Annotated in this window: 23 protein-coding genes and 2 pseudogenes; 6 read left to right on the forward strand and 19 right to left on the reverse strand. The window is 68.7% G+C overall.

Features of this window, described 5'->3' with window-relative positions:
* From I9P22_RS14250 to I9P22_RS14265, 4 genes and pseudogenes are all read left to right on the forward strand, one after another.
* A pseudogene (locus I9P22_RS14250) lies at positions 1 to 214 on the forward strand (DNA polymerase III subunit delta'); the annotation flags it as partial.
* Positions 215 to 225: 11 nt separating this feature from the next.
* Positions 226 to 1023 carry a TatD family hydrolase gene (locus I9P22_RS14255; RefSeq protein ID WP_199260139.1) on the forward strand — a complete coding sequence of 266 codons (798 nt, stop codon included), beginning with the start codon at positions 226 to 228 and terminating at the stop codon, positions 1021 to 1023.
* Entirely contained in the window at positions 1020 to 1820 is an 801-nt protein-coding gene (locus tag I9P22_RS14260) for an MBL fold metallo-hydrolase (protein WP_199260140.1), read from the forward strand. Before I9P22_RS14255 ends, I9P22_RS14260 begins: the two co-directional genes overlap by 4 nt.
* Positions 1817 to 2761 carry an AEC family transporter gene (locus tag I9P22_RS14265; RefSeq protein ID WP_199260141.1) on the forward strand — a complete coding sequence of 315 codons (945 nt, stop codon included), beginning with the start codon at positions 1817 to 1819 and terminating at the stop codon, positions 2759 to 2761. The genes I9P22_RS14260 and I9P22_RS14265 overlap by 4 nt, the downstream gene beginning before the upstream one ends.
* A gap of 55 nt (positions 2762 to 2816) precedes the next feature.
* Here I9P22_RS14265 and I9P22_RS14270 read toward each other — a convergent pair whose 3' ends face one another.
* From I9P22_RS14270 to I9P22_RS14355, 18 genes are all read right to left on the reverse strand, one after another.
* Positions 2817 to 3770: an ABC transporter permease gene (locus tag I9P22_RS14270; RefSeq protein ID WP_199260142.1), complete on the reverse strand. Its 954-nt coding sequence runs from the start codon at positions 3768 to 3770 to the stop codon at positions 2817 to 2819.
* Positions 3771 to 3775: 5 nt separating this feature from the next.
* Complete coding sequence (locus tag I9P22_RS14275; RefSeq protein ID WP_233253404.1) at positions 3776 to 5077, reverse strand: ABC transporter permease; 1302 nt, start codon at positions 5075 to 5077, stop codon at positions 3776 to 3778.
* Between the two features lie 72 nt (positions 5078 to 5149).
* The gene (locus I9P22_RS14280) at positions 5150 to 6232 is read right to left on the reverse strand and encodes an ABC transporter substrate-binding protein (protein ID WP_199260143.1); all 1083 of its coding nucleotides are present in this window, start codon (positions 6230 to 6232) and stop codon (positions 5150 to 5152) included.
* A gap of 101 nt (positions 6233 to 6333) precedes the next feature.
* Positions 6334 to 7416 carry an ABC transporter substrate-binding protein gene (locus I9P22_RS14285; protein WP_199260144.1) on the reverse strand — a complete coding sequence of 361 codons (1083 nt, stop codon included), beginning with the start codon at positions 7414 to 7416 and terminating at the stop codon, positions 6334 to 6336.
* Between the two features lie 26 nt (positions 7417 to 7442).
* A complete protein-coding gene (locus tag I9P22_RS14290; protein ID WP_199260145.1) occupies positions 7443 to 8546 on the reverse strand; it encodes an ABC transporter ATP-binding protein in 1104 nt (367 codons plus the stop codon).
* A 156-nt stretch (positions 8547 to 8702) separates the two neighbouring features.
* Positions 8703 to 9092, reverse strand: coding sequence for an acyl-CoA thioesterase (locus I9P22_RS14295; protein WP_199260146.1), 390 nt, complete (start codon positions 9090 to 9092; stop codon positions 8703 to 8705).
* Positions 9093 to 9197: 105 nt separating this feature from the next.
* Positions 9198 to 10424, reverse strand: coding sequence for an NAD(P)/FAD-dependent oxidoreductase (locus I9P22_RS14300; RefSeq protein ID WP_199260147.1), 1227 nt, complete (start codon positions 10422 to 10424; stop codon positions 9198 to 9200).
* Positions 10421 to 10987: a DUF421 domain-containing protein gene (locus I9P22_RS14305; RefSeq protein WP_199260148.1), complete on the reverse strand. Its 567-nt coding sequence runs from the start codon at positions 10985 to 10987 to the stop codon at positions 10421 to 10423. Before I9P22_RS14305 ends, I9P22_RS14300 begins: the two co-directional genes overlap by 4 nt.
* An 84-nt stretch (positions 10988 to 11071) precedes the next feature.
* On the reverse strand, positions 11072 to 11797 hold the full coding sequence (locus tag I9P22_RS14310; RefSeq protein ID WP_199260149.1) for an SDR family oxidoreductase: 726 nt from the start codon (positions 11795 to 11797) through the stop codon (positions 11072 to 11074).
* A 40-nt stretch (positions 11798 to 11837) separates the two neighbouring features.
* Positions 11838 to 13460, reverse strand: coding sequence for an FGGY-family carbohydrate kinase (locus tag I9P22_RS14315; protein ID WP_199260150.1), 1623 nt, complete (start codon positions 13458 to 13460; stop codon positions 11838 to 11840).
* A gap of 28 nt (positions 13461 to 13488) precedes the next feature.
* Positions 13489 to 14220: an SDR family oxidoreductase gene (locus tag I9P22_RS14320; RefSeq protein WP_199260151.1), complete on the reverse strand. Its 732-nt coding sequence runs from the start codon at positions 14218 to 14220 to the stop codon at positions 13489 to 13491.
* A gap of 36 nt (positions 14221 to 14256) precedes the next feature.
* Positions 14257 to 15234 (reverse strand): ABC transporter permease, encoded by a 978-nt coding sequence (locus I9P22_RS14325; RefSeq protein WP_199260152.1) that lies wholly within the window; start codon positions 15232 to 15234, stop codon positions 14257 to 14259.
* Positions 15224 to 16723, reverse strand: a complete 1500-nt coding sequence (locus tag I9P22_RS14330; protein WP_199260153.1) for a sugar ABC transporter ATP-binding protein — start codon at positions 16721 to 16723, stop codon at positions 15224 to 15226. Before I9P22_RS14330 ends, I9P22_RS14325 begins: the two co-directional genes overlap by 11 nt.
* A gap of 70 nt (positions 16724 to 16793) precedes the next feature.
* Entirely contained in the window at positions 16794 to 17699 is a 906-nt protein-coding gene (locus I9P22_RS14335; RefSeq protein ID WP_199260154.1) for an ABC transporter substrate-binding protein, read from the reverse strand.
* A 99-nt stretch (positions 17700 to 17798) separates the two neighbouring features.
* Positions 17799 to 18683, reverse strand: a complete 885-nt coding sequence (locus I9P22_RS14340; protein ID WP_199260155.1) for an AraC family transcriptional regulator — start codon at positions 18681 to 18683, stop codon at positions 17799 to 17801.
* Positions 18684 to 18927: 244 nt separating this feature from the next.
* A complete protein-coding gene (xylB, locus tag I9P22_RS14345) occupies positions 18928 to 20388 on the reverse strand; it encodes a xylulokinase (RefSeq protein ID WP_199260156.1) in 1461 nt (486 codons plus the stop codon).
* 5 nt (positions 20389 to 20393) lie between these two features.
* Complete coding sequence (locus tag I9P22_RS14350; protein ID WP_199260157.1) at positions 20394 to 21431, reverse strand: NAD(P)-dependent alcohol dehydrogenase; 1038 nt, start codon at positions 21429 to 21431, stop codon at positions 20394 to 20396.
* Between the two features lie 202 nt (positions 21432 to 21633).
* A complete protein-coding gene (locus I9P22_RS14355; protein ID WP_199260158.1) occupies positions 21634 to 22098 on the reverse strand; it encodes a GatB/YqeY domain-containing protein in 465 nt (154 codons plus the stop codon).
* A 168-nt stretch (positions 22099 to 22266) separates the two neighbouring features.
* On the opposite strand from I9P22_RS14355, the gene carA reads away from it, so the two are divergent.
* On the forward strand, positions 22267 to 23415 hold the full coding sequence (gene carA / locus I9P22_RS14360) for a glutamine-hydrolyzing carbamoyl-phosphate synthase small subunit (RefSeq protein WP_199260159.1): 1149 nt from the start codon (positions 22267 to 22269) through the stop codon (positions 23413 to 23415).
* Between the two features lie 89 nt (positions 23416 to 23504).
* Positions 23505 to 25598: a glycosyltransferase family 2 protein gene (locus tag I9P22_RS14365; RefSeq protein ID WP_199260160.1), complete on the forward strand. Its 2094-nt coding sequence runs from the start codon at positions 23505 to 23507 to the stop codon at positions 25596 to 25598.
* 131 nt (positions 25599 to 25729) lie between these two features.
* On the opposite strand, the pseudogene I9P22_RS14370 reads toward I9P22_RS14365, so the two are convergent.
* A pseudogene (locus I9P22_RS14370) lies at positions 25730 to 26028 on the reverse strand (glutamine-synthetase adenylyltransferase); the annotation flags it as partial.

Consider the following 26028-nt stretch of genomic DNA (forward strand, 5'->3'; position numbering starts at 1 on the left):
GACCGGCCTGATGGGCGCCCCCCTGCCCGAGGCGGCCGAGGGCGAGGCCGAGGTGCTGAGCCGCATCGCCCCCGGCCCCGCGGCAGCGCGGCTCTGGGCCGGGGCGCAGGCCGAGCTTTCGGCACGGGCCCGCGCCGGGCGGGCGGTCAACCTTGACCCTTCCGCGCTGGTGTTGGATATGCTGATCGGGCTTGCGAACCAGCCCGCCCTCTGACGGATCAGCCGATGTCCGAACATCCTCCCTTCGCCCTGGTGGACAGCCATTGCCACCTGGACTTCCCCGATTTCGCCGGCGAGCAGGCCGCGCTGGTCGCGCGCGCCCGCGCGGCGGGCGTCTCCCGCATGGTGACGATCTGCACCCGGCTGAAGAACGAGCCGGCCGTGCGCGCCATCGCCGAGGCGCATCCCGAGGTGTTCTATGCCGCCGGCACCCATCCGATGTATGCCGCCGAGGAGCCGCTGGTCGCGGTCGAGCAGCTGGTCGCCCTGGCCGCGCATCCGAAATTCGTCGGCATCGGCGAGACCGGGCTCGATTATCACTACACCGCCGACAGCGCCGCGGTGCAGGCCGAAAGCCTGCGTATCCATATCGAGGCGGCGCGCCGCACCGGCCTGCCGCTGATCGTCCACGCGCGCGACGCCGACGCCAACATGGCCCGCATCCTGACCGAGGAGCATGGCGCCGGCGCGTTTTCCTGCGTCATGCATTGCTATACCAGCGGCCCCGAGCTGGCCCGCGCCGCGCTGGACCTGGGCTTCTACCTGTCCATGTCGGGGATCGCCGCCTTCCCGCGCTCGACCGGCATCCGCGAGATCTTTGCCGCCGCGCCCCGCGACCGCATCCTGGTCGAGACCGACGCGCCCTATCTTGCCCCGCCGCCGCATCGCGGCAAGCGCAACGAACCGGCCTATGTCGCCCATACCGCCCGGATCGGCGCCCAGGCCCTGGGCCTGACCGAGGCCGAATTCGCCGCCCTGACCACCGCGAATTTCGAGCGGCTGTTCGCCAAGGCCGCGGCATGATCCGCGCCACGATCCTTGGCTGCGGATCCTCGGGGGGCGTGCCGCGGCTGGGCAACCGCTGGGGCGAATGCGACCCGGCCAATCCGCGCAACCGCCGCCGGCGCTGCGCGCTGCTGGTCGAGCGTTTCGGCCATGACGGCGTGACCCGGGTTCTGATCGACACCGGCCCGGATTTCGTGCCGCAGATGCAGGATGCCGGCGTGGGCGAACTGGACGCGGTCGCCTATACCCATGCCCATGCCGACCATATCCACGGCATCGACGACCTGCGCCAGATCGTCTTCAACATGCGCCGCAAGATGCCGGTCTGGGCCGACGGCCCCACCGCCGCGGCGCTGACGACCCGCTTCGGCTATATCTTCGAGACGCCCGCGGGCTCGTCCTATCCGCCGATTTGCGAACTGATGCCGATCCACGGCCCCTTTGCCGTCGAGGGCGCCGGCGGGACCATCGAGCTTGCGCCCTTCGAGGTCGATCACGGCGACATCGGCGCGCTCGGCTATCGCATCGGCGGCATGGAGCAGAGCCTCGTCTACCTGCCCGACGTGCTGGCCATCCCCGAGGACGCCTGGCCGCTGGTCGCCGGCTGCGACGTGTTCATCTGCGACGCGCTGCGACGCATCCCGCATCCCAGCCACGCGCATCTGGCGCTGGCGCTGGACTGGATCGCGCGCTCGGGCTGCGCGCAGGGGATCATCACCAACATGCATATCGACCTGGATTACGACGACGTCATGCGCGAGACGCCCGAGAATGTCGTTCCCGCCCATGACGGCATGCGGATCGAGCTGATATGACCGCGCTGTTCGACGTCATCCTGCCGGTCTTCCTGGTGGTGGGTTTCGGCTATGTGGCCTGCTGGCGGCGGATGCTGTCCGAGGTGGCGGTGGACGGCATCATGCGCTTTGCCCAGACCTTCGCGGTGCCGGTGCTGCTGTTCAACGCCATCGCCCATCTGGACCTGGGCACGAACTACAACCCGCTGCTGCTGCTGGCCTTCTACGCCGGGGCGTTCCTGTCCTTTGCCTTGGGCATGGCCCTGGCGCTGCGCTGGCTCAGGCGCCCGGTCGAGGATGCCATCGCCATCGGCTTCGTCTGCCTGTTCTCGAACTCGCTGCTGCTGGGCGTGCCGATCACCGAGCGCGCCTATGGGCCCGAGGCGCTGGTCGGCAATTTCACCATCATCTCGATCCATTCGCCGCTGCTTTACACCTTCGGCATCACCGCGATGGAGTTCGCCCGGGCGCGGGGCCAGGACCTGTCGCTGGGCCGGGTAGCGCTGCGGGCGCTGTCGGGGGTGCTGCACACGCCGATGGTGGTCGGCATCCTGTGCGGCTTTGCCATGAACCTGCTGATCAAGGCCGGGCTGGTCATGCCCGAGGGCTTCTGGGGCGCGGCCCGGATGATGTCGAGCGCCGCCCTGCCCGCCGCCCTGTTCGGGCTGGGCGGCATCCTCTATCGCTACCGCCCCGAGGGCGAGGCGCGGGCCATCGCGCTATGCTGCGCCGCCTCGCTGCTGCTGCATCCGGCGGTGACCTTCGGCCTCTCCAAGCTCTTCGGACTGGGCGTGGCCGAGATCCGCTCGGCGGTGATCACCGCCGCCATGGCGCCGGGGGTGAACGCCTATCTCTTCGCCTCGATCTACGGGGTGGCGAAGCGGGTCTCGGCCTCGGCGGTGCTGGTGGCGACGGCGCTGTCGATCCTGACCATCTGGTTCTGGCTGAGCGTCCTGCCCTGACGGAAAACGCCGCCCGGCAAGGGCGGCGTCGCTGGCCTGTGCGGCGTCCGGGCGATCAGCTTGGCGTCAGTCCCCGCAGCCTTTCCGACCGCCTGCGCAGCAGTTCCACCGTGGTCAGCAGGGCGATGGAGAAGATCACCAGCAGCGTGGCGACAGCGAGGATGGCCGGCGAGATCTGCTCGCGGATGCCGTTCCACATCTGCCGCGGGATGGTCTGCTGGTCCGGCCCGGCGATGAACAGCACCGCCACCACCTCGTCGAAGGAGGTCACGAAGGCGAACAGCGCCCCCGAGATCACCCCCGGCAGAATCAAGGGCATGGTGATGCGGAAGAAGGTCGTGCGCGGGTTCGCCCCCAGGCTCGCCGCCGCCCGGTTCAGCGATTGATCGAAGCCGATCAGCGTCGCCGTCACCGTGATGATGACGAAGGGAATGCCCAGCGTCGCATGGGCCAGGATCACCCCCAGATAGGTGCCGGCCAGCCGGCCGCATTCCGGGTTCAGCCCGATCCAGGTCAGCGGTTCGCAGGGGTTCGAGTAGAAGAAGAACATCCCCGTCGCGGTGATGATGATCGGCACGATCATCGGCGAGATCAGCACCGCCATGATGATGCGGCGGAACGGCATCTCGGGCCGCGACAGCCCCAGCGCCGCCAGCGTGCCCAGCACCGTGGCCAGGATGGTCGAGAAGAAGCCGATGATGATCGAGGATTTCGCCGCCTTCACCCATTTCGCGTTCTGCCAGGCATCCGCCCACCAGCTGAGCCCGCCCGGCGCGTCCGGGTTGGCCATGCCGAAGGTCAGCAGGCTGCGGTACCAGCGCAGCGAATAGCCCTCGGGGTCGAAGGACAGCATCTTGTCGGTGAAGGTGAAATAGGGCTCGGCATTGAAGCTCAGCGGGATCACCACCACGATGGGCGCGATCAGGAAGAAGAAGATCGCCGCGCAGAGCGCCAGATAGGCATAGTGCCAGACCTTCTCGAGCGGGGATGCGTAGGTCGGAAGCGCCATGATGATCACCCCAGTTTCAGATTGTCGATACCGACCAGCCGGTCATAGACCCAGTAGAGGATCAGCACCCCCACCAGAAGCAGCGTCGCCAGCGCCGCCGCCATCGACCAGTTCAGCGTCTGCGTCATGTGCATGGCGATCAGGTTCGAGATCAGCTGCCCCGAGGAGCCGCCGACCAGCGCCGGCGTGATGTAGTAGCCGACCGCCAGGATGAACACCAGAAGCGCCCCCGCCCCCAGCCCCGGCAGGGTCTGCGGGAAGTAGATGCGGCGGAAGGCCGTCCAGCTGGTCGCCCCCAGGCTGCGCGCAGCGCGCACATAGCTGGGATTGATGGTGCGCATCACCGAATAGAGCGGCAGGATCATGAAGGGCAGCAGGATATGGGTCATGGCGATGATGGTGCCGGTCTGGTTGAAGATCATCTGCAGCCGCTGGTTGTTGCCGATCACCCCCAGCCAGACCAGGATGTCGTTGACCACGCCCTGTTGCTGCAACAGCACCATCCAGGCCGTGGTCCGGACCAGAAGCGAGGTCCAGAACGGCAGAAGCACGAGGATCATCAGCAGGTTCGACTTGCGCATCGGCAACGTCGCCAGCAGATGCGCGATGGGAAAGCCCAGCAGGAAGGTGGTGGCGGTGATGACCAGCGACAGCCAGAAGGTGCGCTGGAACAGCGTCACGTAGATGCGCTGCTGCTCGGGCGCCTGGACGATGTTGCCGGCGTCGTCGCGGGTGCGGTCCAGGGCCGCCAGGTAGAAGTTCGCCGTATAGGCCGATGAGGCCTCGCGCATCACCGACCACAGCTTCGGATCGGCCCAGTCCTCGTCCATCGCCAGCAGCGCTTCGCGATAGGGCGGCTCGATGCCGCGGCGGATCTGGCGCCCGGCCGAGGTGAACAGTGAGCGCGTGCCCGGCATGTCGTAATTGACCCGGGTGCCGACCACGCCGATGGTGCGCGCCTCGGCCGCCGCCTGCAGGTCGCCGGCCAGCGCCGCCCAGGCCGCCTCGTCGGGCGGCGTGCCGCGCGGATTCGCGGCGAACCAGGCCGAGATCTGCGGCATGTTGGCCGAAAAGCCGTCGTTCTTGACCGAGCGCTGCAGCATCTGCCCGATCGGCAGCACGAAGGTCAGCAGCACGAACAGCAGCAGCGGCAGCACCAGCAGGAACGCCCGCCGCCGCGCCCGGCGCGAGCTGCGCGCCAGCGCCGCCTTCAGCGGCTGCCCATCCGCGGTTCTCAGCGTTCCGCCCTGGTCGAGGCCGCCGGCCTCGGTCACGATGGCGGCATGGGGGTCGATCGCGTTCGGCATCTTGATCCTTCGTCAGGCCAGAGCTTGGTCGGAGGCCGCCGCCCGGTCCCGCCGGGCGGCAGCGGGGCGGCGTCAGTTCGCGGCCAGCCAGGCGTTGAAGCGCTCGGCCAGTTCGGCGGAATGGTCGGCCCAGAATTCCGGATCGTCCATGACGGCGGTCTTCATGTGCTCCTCGCTGGTCGGCATGTGCGGCGCCATCTGGGTCTTGCCGTCCTGGTAGAGCCCGACCAGCGCCGCCGAGCTTTTCCGCGCCGGACCATAGGCAATGTATTTCGCCTGATCGGCCAGCCGCTGCGTGTCGGTGGCGAATTTCAGGTATTCCAGCGCCGCTTCCGGGTTCGGCGACCCTTTCGGGATCGCGAACATGTCCATGTCCATGTATTGCCCGTCCCAGATGATCTCGAAGGGCTTGCCCTCGCCAACCATGGCGTCGAAGAAGCGGCCGTTATAGCCGGTGGCCATGGTCACCTCGCCGTCGGCCAGAAGCTGCACCGGCTGGGCGCCCGCCTCCCACCAGACGACGCTGTCCTTGATGCTGTCGAGCTTGGCGAAGGCGCGGTCCACGCCTTCGGGCGTGTCCAGGGTCTCGTAGATCTGGTCCGGGGCCACGCCATCGGCGATCAGCGCCAGGTAGAGCGTGCGCTTGGGGTTCTTGGGCAGGCCGCGCTTGCCGGGGAACTTCTCGAGATCGAAGAAATCGGCGGCGGTGGTCGGCGGATTGTCGGGGAACTTGGTCTTGTCATAGGCGATGACCGTGCCCCAGAAGATGTTCGCCACGGCGCAATCCTGCAGCGCGCCGGGGATGAAGTCCTCGGCGGCGGGGGTGCCGTCGGGCGCCGGCGGCAGGGTGGCCGGGTCGATCTCGACCAGCGCGCCCTCGTCGCAGAGCCGGATCGCGTCCGAGACCTCGATGTCGAAGACGTCGCCGGTGATGTTGCCGGCCTCGACCTGCGCCTTGAGCGGCGTCGCCGGGTTGTCGGCGGCGATCATGTTGACCTTGATGCCGGTCTGCTTGGCGAAGGGGATGTTGTAGGCTTCGACCTGCGATCTCTCGTAGGCGCCCCCCCAGGAGACGACGTTGACCTCCTTGTTCTGGGCCTGGGCGGCGAAGCCCAGCCCGCACAGGGCCGTCGTCAGGATGAGCAGTCTTTTCATGGTGTACTCCCGTTGGTGTTTTGCGGCTCGTGGGCCGGTCTTGGCGCCCGTTCGGGCTTGGCGTGCCGCGGCGGGACCGGCCCGCCGCGACGGTCGGTCTGTCAGCTGGCCGCCAGCCAGGCGTTGAAGCGTTCCTGCAGTTCGGCGTCATGATCGACCCAGAAATCCAGGTTCGAGGCCAGCGCCGCCTTCATGTTCTCGGCGAAGGTGGGCAGGTGCGGGCCCATCGGCACCTCGGTGCCCTCGATGTTGCCGACCAGAGCGGCGGCCGACTTGCGCGGCGGGCCGTAGCTGATGAACTCGGCGGCGCGGGCCTGCGGCGCGGGCGAGGTCGAGAAGGTCACGAACTCCTTGGCCTCCTCGAGATGCGGGGCGCCCTTCGGGATCACCCAGCCCTCCATCTCGTAGATCTGGCCGTCCCAGACGATCTTGAACGGCTTGCCCTCGGCCTGCGCGGCGTTGAAGATCCGGCCGTTGAAGGCGAAGGCCATGGTCACCTCGCCATCGGCCAGAAGCTGCGGCGGCTGGGCGCCGGCCTCCCACCAGATCACGTCGTCCTTGATGCTGTCGAGCTTGGCGAAGGCGCGGTCCACGCCCTCGGGCGTGCCCAGCAGCTCATAGACCTGCTCGGGCGGGACGCCATCGGCCATCAGCGCGAATTCCAGGTTGAACTTGGCGCCCTTGCGCATGGTGCGCTTGCCGGGGAATTTCGCCGTGTCGAAGAAATCCGCCGGGCCCGAGGGCTTGGCATCGGGGAACTTGCTGTCGTCATAGGCCAGGATCATCGAGTAGACATCGGTGCCGACGAAGCAGTCGGTCACCGCGCCCTCGATGAAATCCTCGGTCGCCGGGGTGCCGTCGGCGGCCGGGGCTAGGATCGCCGGGTCGATCTCCTCGAGCAGCCCCTCGTCGCAGAGCCGCACCGCGTCGGCATATTCGACCGAGGCCACGTCGGTGGTGACGTTGCCCGCCTCGACCTGGGCCTTGAGCGGCGTGGCGGGGTTGTCGGCATCGGCGACAGAGACCTTGATGCCGGTCTTTGCCTCGAAAGGCTTGGCATAGGCCTGGACATGGCTGTTGCCATAGGCGCCGCCCCAGGACAGCAGGTTCACCTGCTTGTCCTGCGCATGGGCGGTCGCCGCGACGGCGACCAGCGCAGAGGTCAGGATCAGCGTGCGTTTCATCATGACTCCTTGACTTGGAAGCGAACTCAGACCGGATCGAGGGCGCGGGCATCCTCGGGATGCCAGCCGATGCGGATGGTCTGGCCGGGCGACAGCCGGACCTGGCCAAGCGTGTTGCGGTATTTCATCACGAAATCGTCCTGGCCGGCGACCTGCAGCCGGGCACGCAGGATGTCGCCCATGTAGATGACGTCGCGCACCTGCGCCTCGATCGTATGGGCGTCGGCGGGCATCAGATCGGGCTTGAACTCGACCCGCTCGGGCCGGATCGAGACGGTGGTGGCCTGCCCGGCCTCGCGGATGTTGACGGCGGTGGCGTCGATCAGCTCGCCATTCTCCAGCCGCACCAGCGCCTTGTCGCCCTGAAGCTGCTCAATGGTGCCGCGCAGGGCGTTGTTCTCGCCGATGAAGCCGGCGACGAAGCTGTTGCCGGGCTGCTCGTAAAGCACCGGCGGCGGCGCCAGTTGCTGGATGCGGCCGTCGTTGAACACGGCGATGCGGTCGGACATGGTCAGCGCCTCGCCCTGGTCGTGGGTGACATAGACCACGGTGATGCCCAGCCGGTCGTGCAGCGCCTTGATCTCGAACTGCATGTGCTCGCGCAGCTGCTTGTCCAGCGCGCCCAGCGGCTCGTCCATCAGGACCAGCTTCGGGTCGAAGACCAGCGCCCGGGCCAGGGCGATGCGCTGCTGCTGGCCGCCGGACAGCTGCGCCGGGCGGCGGTTCTTGAACTGGCCCATCTGCACCATGTCCAGCGCCCGGGCGACGCGGCTTTCGCGCTCGGCCTTGGACATGCCGCGCACTTCCAGCGGGAAGGACAGGTTCTCGCCCACCGTCATGTGCGGGAACAGCGCGTAGTTCTGAAACACCATGCCGATGCCGCGCTTGTGCGGCGGCACGTCGTTGATGTTCCTGCCGTCGAGGCGGATTTCGCCATGCGTCGCCGTCTCGAACCCGGCCAGCATCATCAGGCAGGTGGTCTTGCCCGAGCCGGACGGGCCCAGCATGGTCAGGAATTCGCCCTGGCCGATGGAAAGGTTCAGGTCTTTGACGACAAGTGTCTGACCGTCATAGCTTTTCTGGACGTGATCAAAGACAACGAATGCCTCGTTGCCGGATTGCGCAGTCACGATGCGGGCCCCCTGTTTCTATTGGTTCTTTGTTCCGCGGCCCCAGACTAATCGGCGGTCCTTGCCGATTGCAACCAGCTTCTGCGGCGGCGCATGGAACCGGCGCGACGAATGCCATGTCTGCCCGCGTCACCGGCCTTTCGCCCGCCGGAAAGATCAGCCTGCCGCCGGCAGGGCACGCGGCCGCCCGGATTCGTCCAGGGCCACGAAGACGAAGGTGGCCTGCGTCACCTTCTGCGTCTCGGCCCCCTCGCGCGAGCGGCGCCAGGCCTCGACATGCAGCTGCATGGAACTGCGTCCCTCGCGCAGGATGCGAGCGAAGACCGAGACCTCGTCGCCGACCTTGACCGGCTGGTGGAAGGTGAAACTGTCCACCGCCACCGTGGCGCAGCGCCCGCGCGCCCGCCGGGCGGCGACATTGCCCGCCGCCAGGTCCATCTGCGACATCAGCCAGCCGCCGAAGATGTCGCCCGAGGGGTTGGTGTCGGCCGGCATGGCCGTGGTGCGAATCGCCGGCTCGCCCTGCGGATAGTCGTCCTGCGTCATGCCCGTCCCCTGTTGCTTGCCTGCTGCCTGCTGCTAGCTGGACGCCGAAACGCCCGCCCGCGCAGGCTGGCCCGCCGCCGCGGGCGCCGTCAATGCCCCGCGCGATCAGCGGAAGCGATAAAGGTCGGCATTGGGATCGGCGCGGCCGTCGATGCGCCGCGCGGTCGCTTCGGCCGCAATCACGGAATAGGTGATGCCGTTGCCGCCGAAACCCATCACCGCATGGCAGCGCCGGCAACCCGGCACCGTGTCAAGGATCGGCAGCCCGTCGTCGCTGTCGCCGAAGGCCGCGGCCCAGCGATAGGCCGGGCGGCCGATGCGGATGCCGCAGGTCTCGCGCAGCTTGCGGGCGATCTCGGCGGCGTTGCGGCGCAGCTTCTCCGGGTCCTGATAGGCGTCGGGACTGGCCTCGTCCTCGCCGCCGGCGATGATCCGGCCGGTGGGCGTGGTGCGGAAATACAGGTAGGGATCGGCGGCCTCCCAGACCAGGAAATCCCGCAGCCAGGCCGGATGGCGCACCCCCTCGGCCGAGGCGAGGGCCCAGGTCGAGATGATGCGGTGATGCGCCGAGACGAGCTGCGGCAGGAATTCGTAGCCGGTGCAGAACACCGCATGGCCCGCCACCACCACCCGCCCGGTCGAGAAACCCAGAGCCACGCCGTCCGCCAGCTCGGCGAAATCCGTGACCTCGAAGGGCGAGACGATCTCGGCCCCCCGCTCTTGCGCCACCCGCAGCAGCCCGGCCGTCAGCTGCGCCGGATTGGCCGAGGCCGAGGCGGTCGAGACGATGGCGCCGGTGCGGTCGATGCCGAATTCCTCCAGCAGGCGCCGGCGGGGGATGAACTCGGCCGCGATGCCGGTGTCGCGGCGCAGCGCCGCCTCGGCCTCCAGCGCGCGAAAGCCCATCTCGTCCCCGGCCAGGTAGAGCGCCCGCTTGCGCTGCATCTGGCAATCGAGGCCCAGGCGGCGCGACAGGCGCAGCAGCTCCTCGACCGCCTTGACCGAGCGGCGCCAGGCCCGCGCCGCCTTGTCGGGCCCGATCTGGCGCATGAGCCGGCTCAGCGGCACGTCGATCTCGTGCTGGATCATCGCCGTCGAGGCGAGCGACGAGCCCCGCACCGGCTGGCGGCGATCCACCAGCAGCACCCGCCGCCTGCGCCGGGTCAGCCGTTCGGCCAGCAGCGCCGCGGAAATGCCGGTGCCGACGATCACCACGTCCCAGCGCCGCTGCGAGGGCGCGTCCCGATGCGCCACGGCGATATGCGGCGTCTCGGCCCAGAAGGGCCGGGCGGTGCGCAGCCGCCGCTTGATGGTGCGGCGCGGCGCGGTCACGGCTTCCTCGCCCAGGCGGCCTCGCCCGGGGGCAGCGCCGGCGGCCGGTATAGCCCGGCCGTGCCCTCGCGGTCGCGGGTCAGCACCGACAGGGCACCATTCGCCTCGACGATGGCGAACTTGATCTCGGCCAGGTCGGTGATGCCCTTTTCGCGCAGCTTCAGATACAGCTCGCCCTCGCCCATGCCCAGGCGGCGCAGCCGGCCGGCATGCACCCGCCCCTCGGCGACGACGATGCGCGGCCGGCCCTCGAAGATCCGCGACAGCAGCTCCGAGGACAGGATCGCCTCGTCCACCAGCTTGTTGCAGGCCGCGACCAGGAAGATGGCGAACATCGCCGGCAGCATCGGCACGTCGGGATAGAACAGCGAATCGCCCACCGCCGAGCCAATGGCGATGACCAGCAGGAACTCGACGATGGAGAGCTGCGCCACAGTGCGCCCGCCCAGCCAGCGCATCAGCGCCAGGGTGTAGAAATAGATGATGAGGGTGCGGAAGAAGACTTCCCAGGCGAAGCCCAGATCCTGATCGCCCAGGAAGATGCGGTGAAGATCCTCTAGCATGGCGGCCGTCCCCTGCCCGCGCGGCATGCGCCAAGGGACAAGCCGCGATCCGGGGCGCCGGTTCCACGCCCCGGCGCGACCGGGTCAGACGGCGAGGAAACCGCCATCCAGCGGCAGCACCGCGCCGGTGACCATGCGGCTGTCGTCCGAGAGCAGCAGCGCGATGCCTTGCGCGACCTCCTCGGCCTCGGCGAAGCGATTGAGCGGGTGGCGCACCATCATCGGCTGGCTTTTCGCCGGGTCCGACCAGGCCTCGGCCGCCAGTTCGGTCAGGGTGATGGTGGGGGCGACGGCGTTGACGCGGATGCCATGCGGGCCCAGCTCCCTGGCCAGCACGCGGGTCGCGCCCTCCAGCCCGGCCTTGGAGGCGGCATAGCACAGGTGGTCCTGGAAGCCGCGATGGCCGGCGATCGAGGTGATGTTGACGATGGCGCCGCCGCCGCCCGCCGCCACGCGGGCACGGGCGAATTCCTGGCAGCAGATCAGCGCCGCGCGCAGGTTGATGCCCAGCACCGCCTCATAGCCGGCCTCGGTCATGTCGAGCACGCTTTCCAGCACGTTGATGCCGGCGCTGTTGATCAGGTAGTCGACGGTCCCCGCCTCGGCCATGGCGGCGCGGGTGGCGGCCGGGTCGGCCAGGTCGACACGGATGCCGCGCGCGCCGATCTCGGCCGCGAGGCTGTCGAGGTCGGATTGCGTGCGCGACAGCGCCACGACCTTCGCCCCGCGTTCGGCCATCAGGCGCGCGCAGGCGCGGCCGATCCCTTTGCCCGCGCCGGTAATGATGACGGTCTTGCCCGAGAATTGCATGGTTCCTCGCATGTTCGGTTTTGCGGCAGCGCCGCCGTGTTCAGTTCGGCGGCAGCACCGCCATGGAGGCGCGGATCTGCCGCGCCGTGGATTGCAGCGCCAGGAAGGCGGCGTGACGCGCGTCCTGCCGCGCGCGGCTGGCGGGATCGGGGGCGCAGCGCGTGGCGATGCGCGACATGGCGGGCATGGCGCTGTGCAGGTCGGGGAACAGCCCCGCCGCCACCGCGCCCAGCATGGCCGAACCGAGCAGCACCGGCTCGGGACATTCCGTCACCTCGACCGGCAGCCCGGTGGCATCCGCCAGCAGCTGCCGGGTCAGCGGATGCGCGCCGGCGCCGCCGCTGACGCTGATCGTCTCGACCGGGGCACCGTTCTGGGCCTGGGTCTCGATGATCTGCCGCAGGCCGTAGCCCAGGCCGCAGATCCCGGCGACGTAAAGCGCGACCAGCGAATCCGGCCCGGTCTCCATCCCCTGCCCCATGATGACGGCGCGGGCATGAGGATCGGCGAAGGGCGCACGGTTGCCCAGGAACTCGGGCACCACATGCAGCTCATCCGCCAGCCGCACGGCGGCGCTGGCATCGCCCGCCAGGTCCAGCGCCCGGTCGGCCAGCCATTGCGGCAAGGACTTGCCCGCCGCCTCGGCCAGCGCCGTCGCCTGCGCCGTGGCGGGATGCAGCTGCACCAGCTGGTCGATGGCGGCGCCGGCGGCGGACTGGCCGCCCTCGTTCAGCCACATGCCGGGCACCATGGCGGAATAATAGGGGCCCCAGACGCCCGGCACGAAGGCCGGCTCGCGCGTGGTGGTCATGGTGCAGGAGGAGGTGCCGAAGACATAGCCCAGGCAGGCCGTCGCATCGCCCCCGGCCGCGACCGTGCCGACGCCGCCGGCATGGGCGTCGATCAGCCCCGCCGCCACGGCGATGCCGGGGCGCAGCCCCATCGCCTCGGCGGCGGCCTCGGTCAGCCCCTGCCCCAGCGGCGTGCCGGGATCGACGACGCGGGCGCCGATGCGGGCAAAACCGTCATCGGCCAGATCGCCCAGCCCGATCTGGCGGAAATAGCCCGCGTCCCAGCGCCCCTCATGCGCCAGATAGGTCCATTTGCAGGTGACGGTGCAGGCGGACCGCTCCAGCGCGCCGGTCGCCTTCCAGGTCAGGAAGTCGGTCAGGTCGAAGAAATGCGCCGCCGCCGCATAGACCTCGGGCCGGTTCTCGCTGAGCCACAGAAGCTTCGGCGTCTCCATCTCGGGCGAGATGCGGGTGCCGACATATTTCAGCACGTCATGGCCCTGCGCGTTGATGCGCTCGGCCTGTTCGACGGCGCGGTGGTCCATCCAGACGATGATGTCGCGCTCGGGATGGGCGGGGTCGCCCACCGGCAAGGTTGCCTCCCCCGCCCCGCGCACCACCAGCGAGCAGGTGGCGTCGAAGCCGATGCCCGCGACCTGCGCCGGATCGATCCCGGCGCGGGCCACGCTGTCCCGGACGGAATCGCAGACCGCGCGCCAGACCTGCTCGCTGGACTGTTCGGCGATGATGCCGCGTTCCCGGTGCATCTCGATGGGGCGCTTGGCGGTGGCGATCAGGCGGCCCGCCCGGTCGAAGACCCCGGCCCGGGCCGAGCCGGTGCCCACGTCGATGCCGATCAGATACTGGTCCATGGCGCTTCTCCGTTCCGGGTGCCGGGCGTCAGACGCGGTCGAAATTGGTCGGCAGCACCAGCATGTCGCGGATGGTGACGGTGCGCTTGCGGGTCAGCATGTATTCGACCGCATCCGCGACCTCTTCCGCGTCGATCAGGCTGCCGGATTCCCTGGCCTTGCGCAGGTTCTCCTCGGGCCAGTCGGCCAACAGCGCCGAGACCACCGGGCCGGGCGAGACCTGCATGACCCGCACGCCATGCGGGATCATCTGCCGGCGCATGCCCTGCACGAAGCTGGTGATCGCCCATTTCGAGCCGGAATAGACTGGCTCCCAATAGGTCGGGAAATGGCCGGCGATCGAGCAGGTGACGACGATGTCCCCGGTTTTCCGCAGGGTCATGTGCGGCACGACGGCGCGGACGTTCTTCATCACCGCGTTGACGTTGAGGTTCAGCATCCGGTCGATGGCCTCGGGCGTCGTCTCGGTCAACTCGCCGCCGATATAGGTGCCGGCGTTGCAATAGAGGATGTCGATATGATCGACCTTGGTCAGGACCTCGGGGATCATGGCGTTGCAGCTTTCGGGGTCGAGCAGGTTCGTCACCTGCGGGATCGCCTTGTCGCCCAGCTTGCCGGCCAGCTCGGCCAGCGCCGCCTCGTTCCAGTCCACCATGACCACCGTGGCGCCGCGCGCGAGCAGCCGCTGGGTGGTGGCGAGCCCGATCCCCGAGGCCGCGCCGGTGATGACGGCGACCTTGCCGTCCAGCGATTCAGACATTCCGTTCTCCTGTCTTTCGAATGGGTTGGGCGGGGCTCAGCGCCATTCGCGCCCGATATAGATGGCCAGCAGGATGATCGCGCCCTTGATGACGTCCTGCAGATAGGGGTTGATGCCCATCAGGTTCAGGCCGTTGTTCAGGATGCCCAGCAGCACCGCGCCGATCAGCGTGCCCAGGATCAGCCCGCGCCCGCCCGAGATGGCGGTGCCGCCCAGCACCACGGCGGCGATGGCGTCAAGCTCGAAGCCCACGCCGGCATTGGGCTGGCCGCTCATCAGCCGCCCGGTCAGGATCACCGCGGCCAGGGCCGAGGTCAGGCCCGAGATGCCGTAGACCGCCAGCTTGACGCGCTGGGTCTTGACGCCGGAAAGCCGCGCCGCGGTCTCGTTGCCGCCCAGCGCATAGACATGGCGGCCGAAGGCGGTGCGCTGCAGGAGCACCCAGGCCAGGGCATAGATCACCACCATGATGATGACCGGCACCGGCACCACGCCGATGCGCCCCACTCCGAACCAGGAAATCCAGCTGGGGATGCCGCTGATCGGATAACCGCCGGAATAGATCAGGCCCAGGCCGCGCGCCATGCCCATGGTGGCCAGCGTCACGATGATCGCCGGCATCCGGCCCCAGGCGACCAGCACGCCGTTCGCCAGCCCGATGCCCAGCCCGATCAGCAGCCCGACCAGCAGCGCCGCCGGCGCCGGCAGGCCCATGTTCACCATCAGCCCGGCGCTCAGCGTGCCGACCAGCGCCATGACCGCGCCGACCGACAGGTCGATGCCGCCGGTCAGGATCACGAAGGTCATGCCGACCGCAAGGATGCCGACGACCGACACCTGCCGCAGCACGTTCAGGATATTGTTCAGGCTGAAGAAATTGTCGCTGGCCAGCCCCATCAGGACCGAGACGACGATCAGCCCGATCAGCGGCAGCGCCAGGGGCGAATGCAGCAGGCGGCCAAGCGAGAAACCGCCGGTTTTTCCGGCCGAGCCGGTGTTTGCGTCATGCGACATGGTCAACTCTCCCGGTCGTGGCATGGGTCATGATGGTTTCGGAATCGATCTGCCCGCCCTCGACCGTGGCCACGATCCCGCCCGAGCGGAACACGCAGACCCGGTCGGACATGCCGATCACCTCGGGCAGTTCGGACGAGATCATGATGATGGCGCCGCCGCGCGCGGTGAATTCACGCATCAGCGCATAGATTTCCGCCTTGGCGCCGACATCGATGCCGCGCGTCGGCTCGTCGAAGATCAGCACCTGCATGTCGTGGTTCAGCCAGCGGGCGATGACGACCTTTTGCTGGTTGCCGCCCGACAGCGTATCGACGCGCGCAAGCGGTCCCTGCGCCTTGACGCGGACCTGCGCCATGGCGGTCTCGGTCGCGGCCAGTTCCTTCTTCAGGTCGATGAACCAGTGGTTCTTGCGATACTTGCCGTAATTGTTCAGCGAGATGTTCTGCAGGATCGAGAAGCTTGTGATCAGCCCCTGCTCCTTGCGGCTTTCGGGCAAGAGGCCGATGCCATGCGCCAGCCCCTCGTCCGGGCCGCGGAACCGTTTCTCGATCCCGTCCACCTTCACCTTGCAGCGTTGGGCCGGATATGCCCCCAGCATCGCCAGCACGGTTTCGGTCCGACCCGAGCCGACCAGCCCGGCAAAGCCCAGAATCTCGCCCTTGCGCAGCTGAAAGCGCGAGACGGGGCCGCCCTTCTTCAGCTGCACCTCCTCGACCTCGACCACGACGGGGGTGGCCGAAGGGGCGGGCTTCGGCGGGAAGCTCTGCTCGATCCGGCGACCGACCATCATCTCGACCAGCCGGTCGTTGTCGACCTCGCTGACCGCGCAGGAGCCGACGAATTCGCCGTCGCGCAGCACGGTGATCCGGTCGCAGATCTGGAAGATTTCCTCGAGGTGATGCGAGATGAAGATGATCGCCACGCCCTGCTTGCGCAGCTCGCGCATGACCTTGAACAGGTGCTCGACCTCGGAGGGGGTCAGGGTCGCGGTCGGCTCGTCCAGCACCAGAATGCGGGCGTTCAGCGACAGCGCCTTGGCGATCTCGACGAATTGCTGCTCGGCGACCGACAGGCGGTGCACCGGCACGTCCAGGGCCACGTCGACGGCCAGCTGGCGCATGATCCCGGCGGCGCGGGCGCGCATCGCCTTGCGGTCCAGCATCCCCAGCGGCCCGCGCATCTCGCGCGCCAGGAACATGTTCTCGACCGCGTCCAGCCAGGGGATCAGGCTGAATTCCTGGAACACGATGCCGATGCCGGCGGCGATGGCCTGGTCGTAATCGGCGAAATGGCGCGCGGTCCCCTCGATGCGGATCGTGCCCTCGCTGGGCTGGATGATGCCGCACAGGATCTTCATCAGCGTGGATTTGCCCGCGCCGTTCTCGCCCAGAAGCGCGTGGACCTCGCCGGCGCGGACCTCCATGTCGACGCCGTGCAGGACCTCGATCCTGCCGAAGCTTTTTCGGATTCCGTTCAATTCCAGCATGATGCCCTCCTGCATGGCTGGGGAATGTCCCGCCCCCGCGACATGCAGGGACGGGCGCGGGGAGGAACCCTTACCAGCTGAACTCGGCAGCGTTCTCGGCGTCCACGACCATGACGTCGATCGGCACTTCCTTCGGCACCACGCGGGCGCCCCATTTCTGCGCCAGCGCCATGGCCAGGCCGACGCGGACCTGGTCGCGCGGGAACTGCGCCGTGGTCTCGATGAACGGGCCGCCGTCGGCGATGGCCTTGACGGCTTCCGGCGCGCCATCGACCGAGGTCAGCTTGATGTCGCGGCCCGAGCCCTGGATCGCCGCCAGCGCGCCCATGGCCCCGCCGTCGTTGACCGAGAAGATGCCGGCCAGGTTCGGATGCGACTGGATCATGTTCTCGACCACGCCCAGGGCGACCGAGCGGTCCTGCCGGCCGTTCTGGGTATCGACCAGCTGGATGTCCGGGAATTCCGCCAGCGCGGCCTTGCAGCCCTCGACGCGCTGCAGGATCGGCACGACCGGGATGCCGTCGAGGATCGCGACCTCGCCCTTGCCGCCGAGCGCCTCGCCCAGATACTTGCAGGACATGTAGCCGGCATCGCGGTTCTTCGAGCCGACGAAAGTGTCGACCGGGCCGTTGGCATTGGCATCGACGGCCACGACGATCACGTCCTGGGCCTTGGCGGCATGGACGGCGGCCTCGATCCCGGCGCTGTCGGTCGGGTTCAGCAGCAGGATGTCGATATCCTGCTGCAGCATGTCCTCGACGTCCGAGATCTGCTTGGCGACGTCATGGCCGGCATCGGTCACGACCACCTCGGCGCCCAGGCTGGCGGCGGCTTCGTTCAGCGCCTCCTGCATGGACACGAAATAGGGGTTGTTCAGCTCCTGGAAGGTCATGCCGATCTTGAGCTTGTCCTGGGCCAGCGCCGGGGCCGCCAGCAGCGCCAGCGCGGCCGAGGCGGTGAGCAGTTTCGATTTCATCAGGGTTCCCTCCCATCTGGATGAAAGCAGGCATGGCCTGCACGTCTCCGGGCAGCGCCGTGCCGCCCGAATTGGTGAAAGTCGCGATGTCGGTCCTTGTCAGTCCGCCATGACCAGCGCCTTTTGCGCCGCGAATGTCGCGCGGAACTGCGAGGGGGACATTCCCTTGAGCTTCAGGAAATGCCGGTTGAAGTTCGACAGGTTCGAGAATCCGACCTCATAGCAGATCTCGGCCACCTTGATGTCGGGATCGGTCAGCAGCATCTGGCAGGCCAGATCGACGCGCAGCTGGTTGCGATAGCGCACCAGCGTCGTGCCGGTATGGCGCTTGAAGGCGCGGGAAAAGGCGCTTTGGCTTTGCCCGACCATCTCGGCCAACTCGCCCTCCTCGACCTGCTCGGTCAGGTGTTCGCGCAGATAGGCCAGCGCGCGGTTGATGCCGCCGTCGTTGATGCGGGTCAGGTCCAGCTCGAAGCTGAGGCTGGCCAGCACCTCATAGTCCGAGGCATTGGCCAGGATGTCCAGGATCTCCCAGAACAGCGCCAGGCGGCGGATGCCCTGCGCCTCGATCAGCCGCTCGACCAGCGGGCGGATGCGGGCGCTGGTCGCGTCGTCGAACAGCAAGCCGCGGCGTGAGCGGTCCAGAAGCGGGCGCAGCGCCTCCATCTCGGGCATGGCGGCGCAGGCGTCCTCGATGAAGGGCTCGGGGAACTGGATCACCAGCGAGCGCAGCGGCACGATCTCGCCCGGCTGGATGTCGCTGATCCAGTTCTGCGGCAGGTTCGGGCCGGTCATGATCAGCTGGCCAGGCCGGAAGCTGCCGACATGGTCGCCGATGTAGAAGGTGCCCGAGGTCGCGGTGACCAGGTGGATCTCGTATTCGGGATGGTAATGCCAGCGCACGGTGCGGAACGGATAGCCATGCATCCACGCGGCGAAGGATTCGCCCTTGCGGATGTGGACCAGTTCCAGATCGGGTTGCATCGCCTTCCTCCCTGCCCGTCGCGGCGCCCGACCGGCTGCCGCAAGGGTTCAGCAACCATAGGCTCGCGGCCGGCCCGCGATCCACATCAGCGCTGAAAAAATACCGATACTTTTTTGATCGAAATCGCACGGGAATTGAAGAACCCCGCGCCCAGTAAAGCAGCCGAGTCGCGCCGCAGGGCAGAAGGCCCATGCCGCATTGCAGCGACACGGGCCTGCTTTCTTGGGAAAACCCTTGTTATCGTTATTGGCCGGCGGTTTGGGTCAGATCCCGCAACCGCGGATAAGCGGCATGATGGCGCTCATACTTTTCCGCATAGGCCGCAGCCAATCCGGCATCGGGCACAACCTCGGCGCGAATGGCCGGCTTGGCGAAGATGCGCCCGGAGGTGTCGCCGGTGGCGCAGGCCGCCGCCAGCTTGGCGGCGCCGAAGGCCGCGCCGAAATCGCCGTCCTCGGGCTCCAGCAGCGTCAGCCCGGTGGCCGAGGCCATGATTCGCAGCCAGGCCCGCGAGCGCGCGCCGCCGCCGACCGCATAGGCAGCCTCGATCGGCGTGCCGGCCTTGCGCAGCGCACGGACGCAATCGGCAAAGGCCATGGCCACGCCCTCCATCGCCGCCTGCGCCAGATCGGCCAGCCCGGTGGCGCGGCGCAGGCCCAGGAAGGCCCCGGTCGCGCCGGGATCGTTCAGCGGCGTGCGCTCACCCGACAGGTAAGGCAGGAACAGCACCGGCGAGGGCGCGGTCACCTCGCCGACCAGCGCGGCAAGGTCGGGGACGGGTTTGCCGGTGATCTCGGACAGCCAGGTCATGCTGTCGGTCGCCGACAGGATCACCCCCATCTGGTGCCAGATGTCCGGCACGGCATGGCAGAAGGTATGCACCGCGTCGCCGGTGTTCGGCGCGTAGGATTCGGTCGCGGCGAACAGCACGCCCGAGGTGCCCAGCGACAGGAAGCCCGTGCCGGGCGTCATCACCCCCATGCCGCAGGCGGTGGCAGCATTGTCGCCGCCGCCGCCCGCCACCGGCACCCGCGGGATGCCCCAGCGGTCCGCCAGTTCGGCGCGCAGATGGCCGGAGACATCGCTGCCCTCGACCAGCCGCGGCATCTGGGCGCGCGTCAGCCCGGTCGCGGCCAGCAGCGCATCCGACCAGTCGCGCTTGCCGACGTCCAGCCACAGCGTCCCCGCCGCGTCCGACATCTCGGCGACATGCTCGCCGGTCAGCCACAGCCGCAGGTAGTCCTTGGGCAACAGCACCTTGGCGGTCTTCTCGAAGATCGCGGGCTCGTTCTGCGCCACCCACAGCAGCTTCGGCGCGGTGAAGCCCGCCATGACCAGGTTGCCGGCGATGCCGTGGAAATCCGCCCGCGCCGTCAGTTCGGCGCATTGCGGACCCGAGCGGCCGTCGTTCCACAGGATGCAGGGCCGCAGCACCCGGTCAGAAGCGTCCAGCAGCGTGGCCCCGTGCATGTGCCCCGACAGGCCGATGGCCTGCAGCCGCGCCATGGCCTCGGGATGCTCGCGCAGCAGCGTGGCGATGGCGGCCTCGGCCCCGGCGATCCAGTCGGCCGGCGCCTGCTCGGACCAGCCGGGATGCGGGCGGCTGACGGTCAGGCCCGCATGGGCGACGCCGACGGTCGCGAAACTCTCGTCCACCAGCATCGCCTTGATGCCCGAGGTGCCCAGGTCGATCCCCAGATACATGGCGTTCACTCCGGCATGACGATCTGCAGCTTCACGTCGGTCTCGCGCGCCTCGACGGCGCGGTCGAAACCGGCGATGCTGTCCTCGAAGGGGATCGAGGCCGAGATCAGCGGCTTCAGGTCCACCTTGCCCGAGGCGATCAGCGCGATGGCGCGGTCATAGACATTGGCATAGCGGAACACGGTCTCGACCCGCAGTTCCTTGGCCTGCAGCCCGACGATGTCCACCGGCACCGGATCGACCGGCATGCCGACCAGCACGATGGCGCCGCCCGGACGCGCAAGCTGGTGCATCGACAGGATCGCCGGCGCGGCGCCCGAGCATTCGAAGACCACGTCGGCGCCCCAGCCGTCGGTGGCCGCGGCCACCGCCTCGGCCAGCGAGCGGTTGCGGATGTTGACGGTCTCGATGCCGTCATAGGCGCCGATGATGTCGAGCTTGGGCTGGGCGAGATCCGCGACGATCACCCGCGCGCAGCCGCCGGCCAGCGCCGCCAGCGCCACCATCATGCCGATGGGGCCGGCCCCGGTCACGACAGCGATGTCGCCGGGCTGGATCCGCGCCCGCAAGGCCGCCTGCATGCCGATGGCAAAGGGCTCGACCATGGCGCCCTCGGCAAAACTGACATCGTCGGGCAGCTTGTAGGTGAAGGCGGCGGGATGGATCACCTCGGGCGTCAGGCAGCCATGCACCGGCGGCGTCGCCCAGAAGGTCACCGCGGGATCGACGTTGTAGATCCCCAGCTTGGCGGCGCGCGAGGTCGGGTCGGGAATCCCCGGCTCCATGCAGACCCGGTCGCCGGGCTGCAGATGCGTAACCTCGGCCCCCGCCTCGATCACCGTGCCGGATGCCTCGTGCCCCAGCACCATCGGCTCGCGGACCACGAAATGCCCGATCTTGCCATGGGTGTAATAATGCACGTCCGAGCCGCAGATCCCGACCGTATGCGTCCTGATCCGCACGTCCCTGGGACCCAGCGTGGCGGGAATGTCGAAATCCCGCAGCGACAGCTTGCCCTTTTCTTCCAGCACCAATGCTTTCATCGCCCGTCCTCCTGATGGCCGCGCCGCGCCGGCGCCCTCGACTCGCGTCTTTGGCGGCGAGTCGGGGCGACTGTAAACAAAAACCCGCGCCACGTTCGAGCTTTTGCCCATCGGAAGAATAATTGTATCAGCCTCGGATCGCGAAAGCTATGCGCGGGCAGGCTGCGGCGATGCTCGGGCCCGGCGAGGCCCGAGAATCAGCTCACTTCATCAGCCGGTCCTTGACCATCGGCCCGACGGCGCCGAAATCCATCTGTCCGGCATGGCGGCTGCGCAGCTCGGCCATGACCCGGCCCATGTCGCGGATCGACTCGGCACCCAGATCGGCGATGGCCTTGTCGATGGCGGCGCGGATTTCCTCATCGTCCAACTGGCGCGGCAGATAGGACTGGATCACCTTGATCTCGTCCTGCTCGCGCTCGGCCAGCTCCAGCCGGCCGCCTTCTTCATAGGCCCTGGCCGATTCCTGGCGCTGCTTGACCATCTTGGACAGGATGGCGGTCAGGTCGGCCTCGCTCAGCCCGGCCTCGTCGCCGCTTTCGCCGCGGGCGGCGATCTCGCGGTCCTTGATCGCGGCCGAGATCAGCCGCAGCGTCGAGAGCCGCGCCGTCTCCTTGGCTTTCATCGCTTCCTTGGTGTCGGCCAGAATACGCTCGCGCAGTCCCATGTGATCCTCGCTGAATGAACCCTGCCGGGTGGTGCCCGGCTTCGCCCCCGCCGTCAAGCCGTGCCCTCAACCCCGGCCACCCGTCAAAGTTCCGCGCGGCGCCGGTTCCCGCCTTGACGCCCGGCCGCCCTTTACCTAGGTTCCCGCCGATTTACCCGGAGAGTGACGATGCCCCAGAAACCGACCGCATGTCTTGCGCTTGCCGACGGCACCGTGTTCCACGGCCAGGGCTTCGGCGCGGTCGGGGAGGTGGTGGCCGAGCTGGTCTTCAACACCGCGATGACCGGCTATCAGGAGATCATGACCGATCCTTCCTATGCCAGCCAGATCGTGACCTTCACCTTCCCGCATATCGGCAATACCGGCGTGACCGAGCAGGACGACGAGGCGCCCGAGCCCGTCGCCTCGGGCATCGTGGTGAAATGGGATCCGACCGAGCCCTCGAACTGGCGCGCCAGCGCCGAGCTGGTCGACTGGATGGCCCGGCGCGGCCGCATCGGCATCGGCGGCGTCGATACCCGCCGGCTGACCCGGGCGATCCGCCAGCAGGGCGCGCCGCATGTGGTTCTGGCCCATGATCCCGAGGGCAATTTCGACATCGCCGCCATGGTCGCCAAGGCGCGCGACTGGCAGGGCATCGTCGGGCTGGACCTCGCGAAAGAGGTCAGCTGCCGGCAAAGCTATCGCTGGGACGAGGGGCTGTGGTCCTGGCCCGGAACCTTCGGCCGGTCGGAGGAAAAGAAGCCTTTCCGCGTCGTCGCCCTCGATTACGGCGCGAAGCGCAACATCTTGCGCTCGCTGGCGCAAAGCGGCGCCGAGGTGACGGTCCTGCCCGCCACCGCCACGGCCGAGGAGGTGCTGGCCCATGACCCCGAGGGCGTATTCCTGTCGAACGGCCCGGGCGATCCGGCCGCGACCGGCGAATATGCCGTGCCGATGATCCGCGAGCTGCTGGGCCGCGACCTGCCGATCTTCGGCATCTGCCTGGGCCATCAGATGCTGGCGCTGGCGCTTGGCGCCAGCACCATCAAGATGAACCACGGCCATCACGGCGCCAACCATCCGGTCAAGGACGTGGAGACCGGCAAGGTCGAGATCACCTCGATGAACCACGGTTTCGCCGTCGATGCCCAGACCCTGCCCGAGGGCGTGATCGAGACCCATGTCAGCCTGTTCGACGGCTCGAATTGCGGGCTGCGGGTGGCGGACCGGCCGGTCTTCTCGGTGCAGTATCACCCCGAGGCCAGCCCCGGCCCGCAGGACAGCGCCTATCTGTTCGAGCGTTTCACCGAGGCGATGCGCGCCCGGCGCGCCTGATCCCGGCAAAAAGCCGGCGCGATTAACCCGTTCTTAACCCTCTGCATGGCAGAGATCGGGTCGGAATGACCTGGACCGGGAATCGCGCTATGGCCCGCACCGCTCTCATCAAGCCGTTTTCGACCGGGCCGGCCCCGGCCGTCCCCGCCGCGCCGGCGACAACGCTGGTCGCGCCGCGCGACCAGCGGCCGCTGGGCCAGATCCTGATCGAGGACGGGGCGGTCGAGCCGCGCAACCTGCTCAAGGCCGTGGTCATGCGCCGCCGCCAGCAGGCCCGGCTGGGCGAGATCCTGCTGGCCAACGGCTGGGTTCAGGAGGAAGCGCTGACCCGCGCCCTGTCCCGGCAATGGCGCAGCAGCGTGCTGGATCTTCGGGCGCTGCCGCCCGATCCGCGCCTGGTCGATGCCTTGGGCGCGCAGCTTTGCCTGGCCGAGGGCGTGGTGCCCTGGCGGCGGGTCGGCGGCGTGACCTTCATCGCCACCGCCCGGCCCGAGGATTTCGAGGCGCTACGCCCCCGCCTGCCCGCCGGCTTCGGGGCCGTGCGCATGCTGCTTTGTTCCGAAAACGCCGCGCGCGAGGCGATCCTGGCCCTGCGCCGCACCGCGCTGATCCGCCAGGCCGAGACACGGGTGCCCGCGCAGGAAAGCTGCCGCACCCGCAACGAGCGCCGCTTCGGCCGAATCGCCGTGGCCGTGATCGCGGCGGCGGCGCTGGGGCTGCTGCTGGCGCCGCTCGCGGTGATCGTGCTGCTGACCGGCTGGGCGGTGCTGACGCTGATCGCCTCGGCCACGCTGAAGCTCGTCTCCTTCGCCGCCATCCTGCGCCGGCACCGGCACGACCGCATGCAGGCCCAGGCGGTGGCCCGCGCCGCCGCCCCGCGTCCCGAGATGACGGCGCCGCTGCCGGTGATCTCGGTCATGGTGCCGCTGTTCGCCGAAGCCGACATCGCCGAGAAGCTGATCGACCGGCTGTCGCGGCTGGACTACCCGCGCGAGCTGATGGACATCCTGATCGTGGTCGAGGAAACCGACCGCATCACCTGCGACGCGCTGGCAGACGCCCGGCTGCCGCGCTGGATGCGGGTGGTCAAAGTGCCGGACGGGCCGATCCGCACCAAGCCACGGGCGCTGAACTATGCGCTGAACTTCTGCCGCGGCTCGATCATCGGCGTCTGGGACGCCGAGGACCGCCCCGAGCCCGACCAGCTGCACAAGGTCGCGCGCGGCTTCCATTTCGCGCCCCCCAATGTGGCCTGCTTGCAGGGCGTGCTGGACTATTACAACCCGCGCAGCAACTGGCTGGCCCGCGCCTTCACCATCGAATACGCCTCGTGGTTCCGCGGCACGCTGGCCGGGGCGGCGGCGCTGGACCTGGTGGTGCCGCTAGGCGGGACGACGCTGTTCTTCCGCCGCGACGCGCTGGAGGCGGTCGGGGCCTGGGACGCCTGGAACGTCACCGAGGACGCCGACCTGGGCGTGCGCCTGACCCGGCGCGGTTATCGCACCCAAATGCTCGACACCGTCACGCATGAAGAGGCGAATTGCCGCCTGATCCCCTGGGTCAAGCAGCGCTCGCGCTGGCTCAAGGGCTTTGCCATGACCTGGGGCGTGCATATGCGCGACCCGGTGGCGCTGTGGCGCGATCTGGGCGTGCGGCGCTTCATCGGGCTGCAGGTGCAGCTTTTCGCCTCGGTCTCGCAATACCTGCTGGCGCCGGTGCTGTGGAGCTTCTGGCTGCTCGGCCTCGGCCTGCCGCATCCGATGCGCAGCGTGCTCTCGGGCCTGCTGGGCGGCCATGCCATCGCCTTGCTGTTCACGCTGTTCATGGTGTCGGAACTGCTGAACATCGCCATAGGCTGCTGGGCGGTGCGCGGGCGCCGGCATCGCCACCTGCTGCCCTGGGTGCCGACGCTGCACCTGTATTTCCCGCTCGGCTGCCTGGCGGCGTGGAAGGCGATCTATGAGGTGGTGGCGAAGCCCTTCTACTGGGACAAGACCCAGCACGGCATCTTCGACGCCGGCCAGGACGAGACAGCCGAACCCGCGCCCGTGGCCGGGCCGAGCCGGCTGAAGGCGGCCCGGCCGATTCCGCTGCGCAAGGGGCCCGAGACCCGGCCGGCCACAGAGCCGCCGGACGAGCCGTCCCCGCAGCGGCTGGTGCCCATGCTGGGTGAGGTCGGCTAGGGCGGGCCGCCCCGGTCATGCCGTGTCGGTCGTCCCGTCCCATGTCCCATGGCGTGCTGGACGCCGCCTGTCTCAGGTCAGGGCCACAGGCTGCCCAACCGTTCACATCCGAGCACGCCGGGCCAAGGCAGCTAACCGGCGGCAGCCCGTGCCTCGACCCCGGCCAGGACGCCGTCGATGATGGCGCCCGCGGTCTCGACCGTCTCGGCCAGCCGGTTGGCAAGGTGCTCAAGCCTGTCGCAGCCGGTTTCGCGCAACAGGAAAGCCTGGCCGCCCTTGCCCAAGTTGTCCATGTCCAGCGGCTTTTCGGTCAGCAACCGGCCCGCGCATTGCAGGTTCCACAGGAAGCGCCGCGCCGCGGCCAGCGTTTCGGCCCCGTCGCGCCCGACCAGGCCGGCGCGCGGGCCGGCCCGCAGCTGCGCCTGGGCCG

It is taken from the genome of Paracoccus binzhouensis (assembly GCF_016446475.1).
GTDB lineage: Bacteria > Pseudomonadota > Alphaproteobacteria > Rhodobacterales > Rhodobacteraceae > Paracoccus > Paracoccus binzhouensis.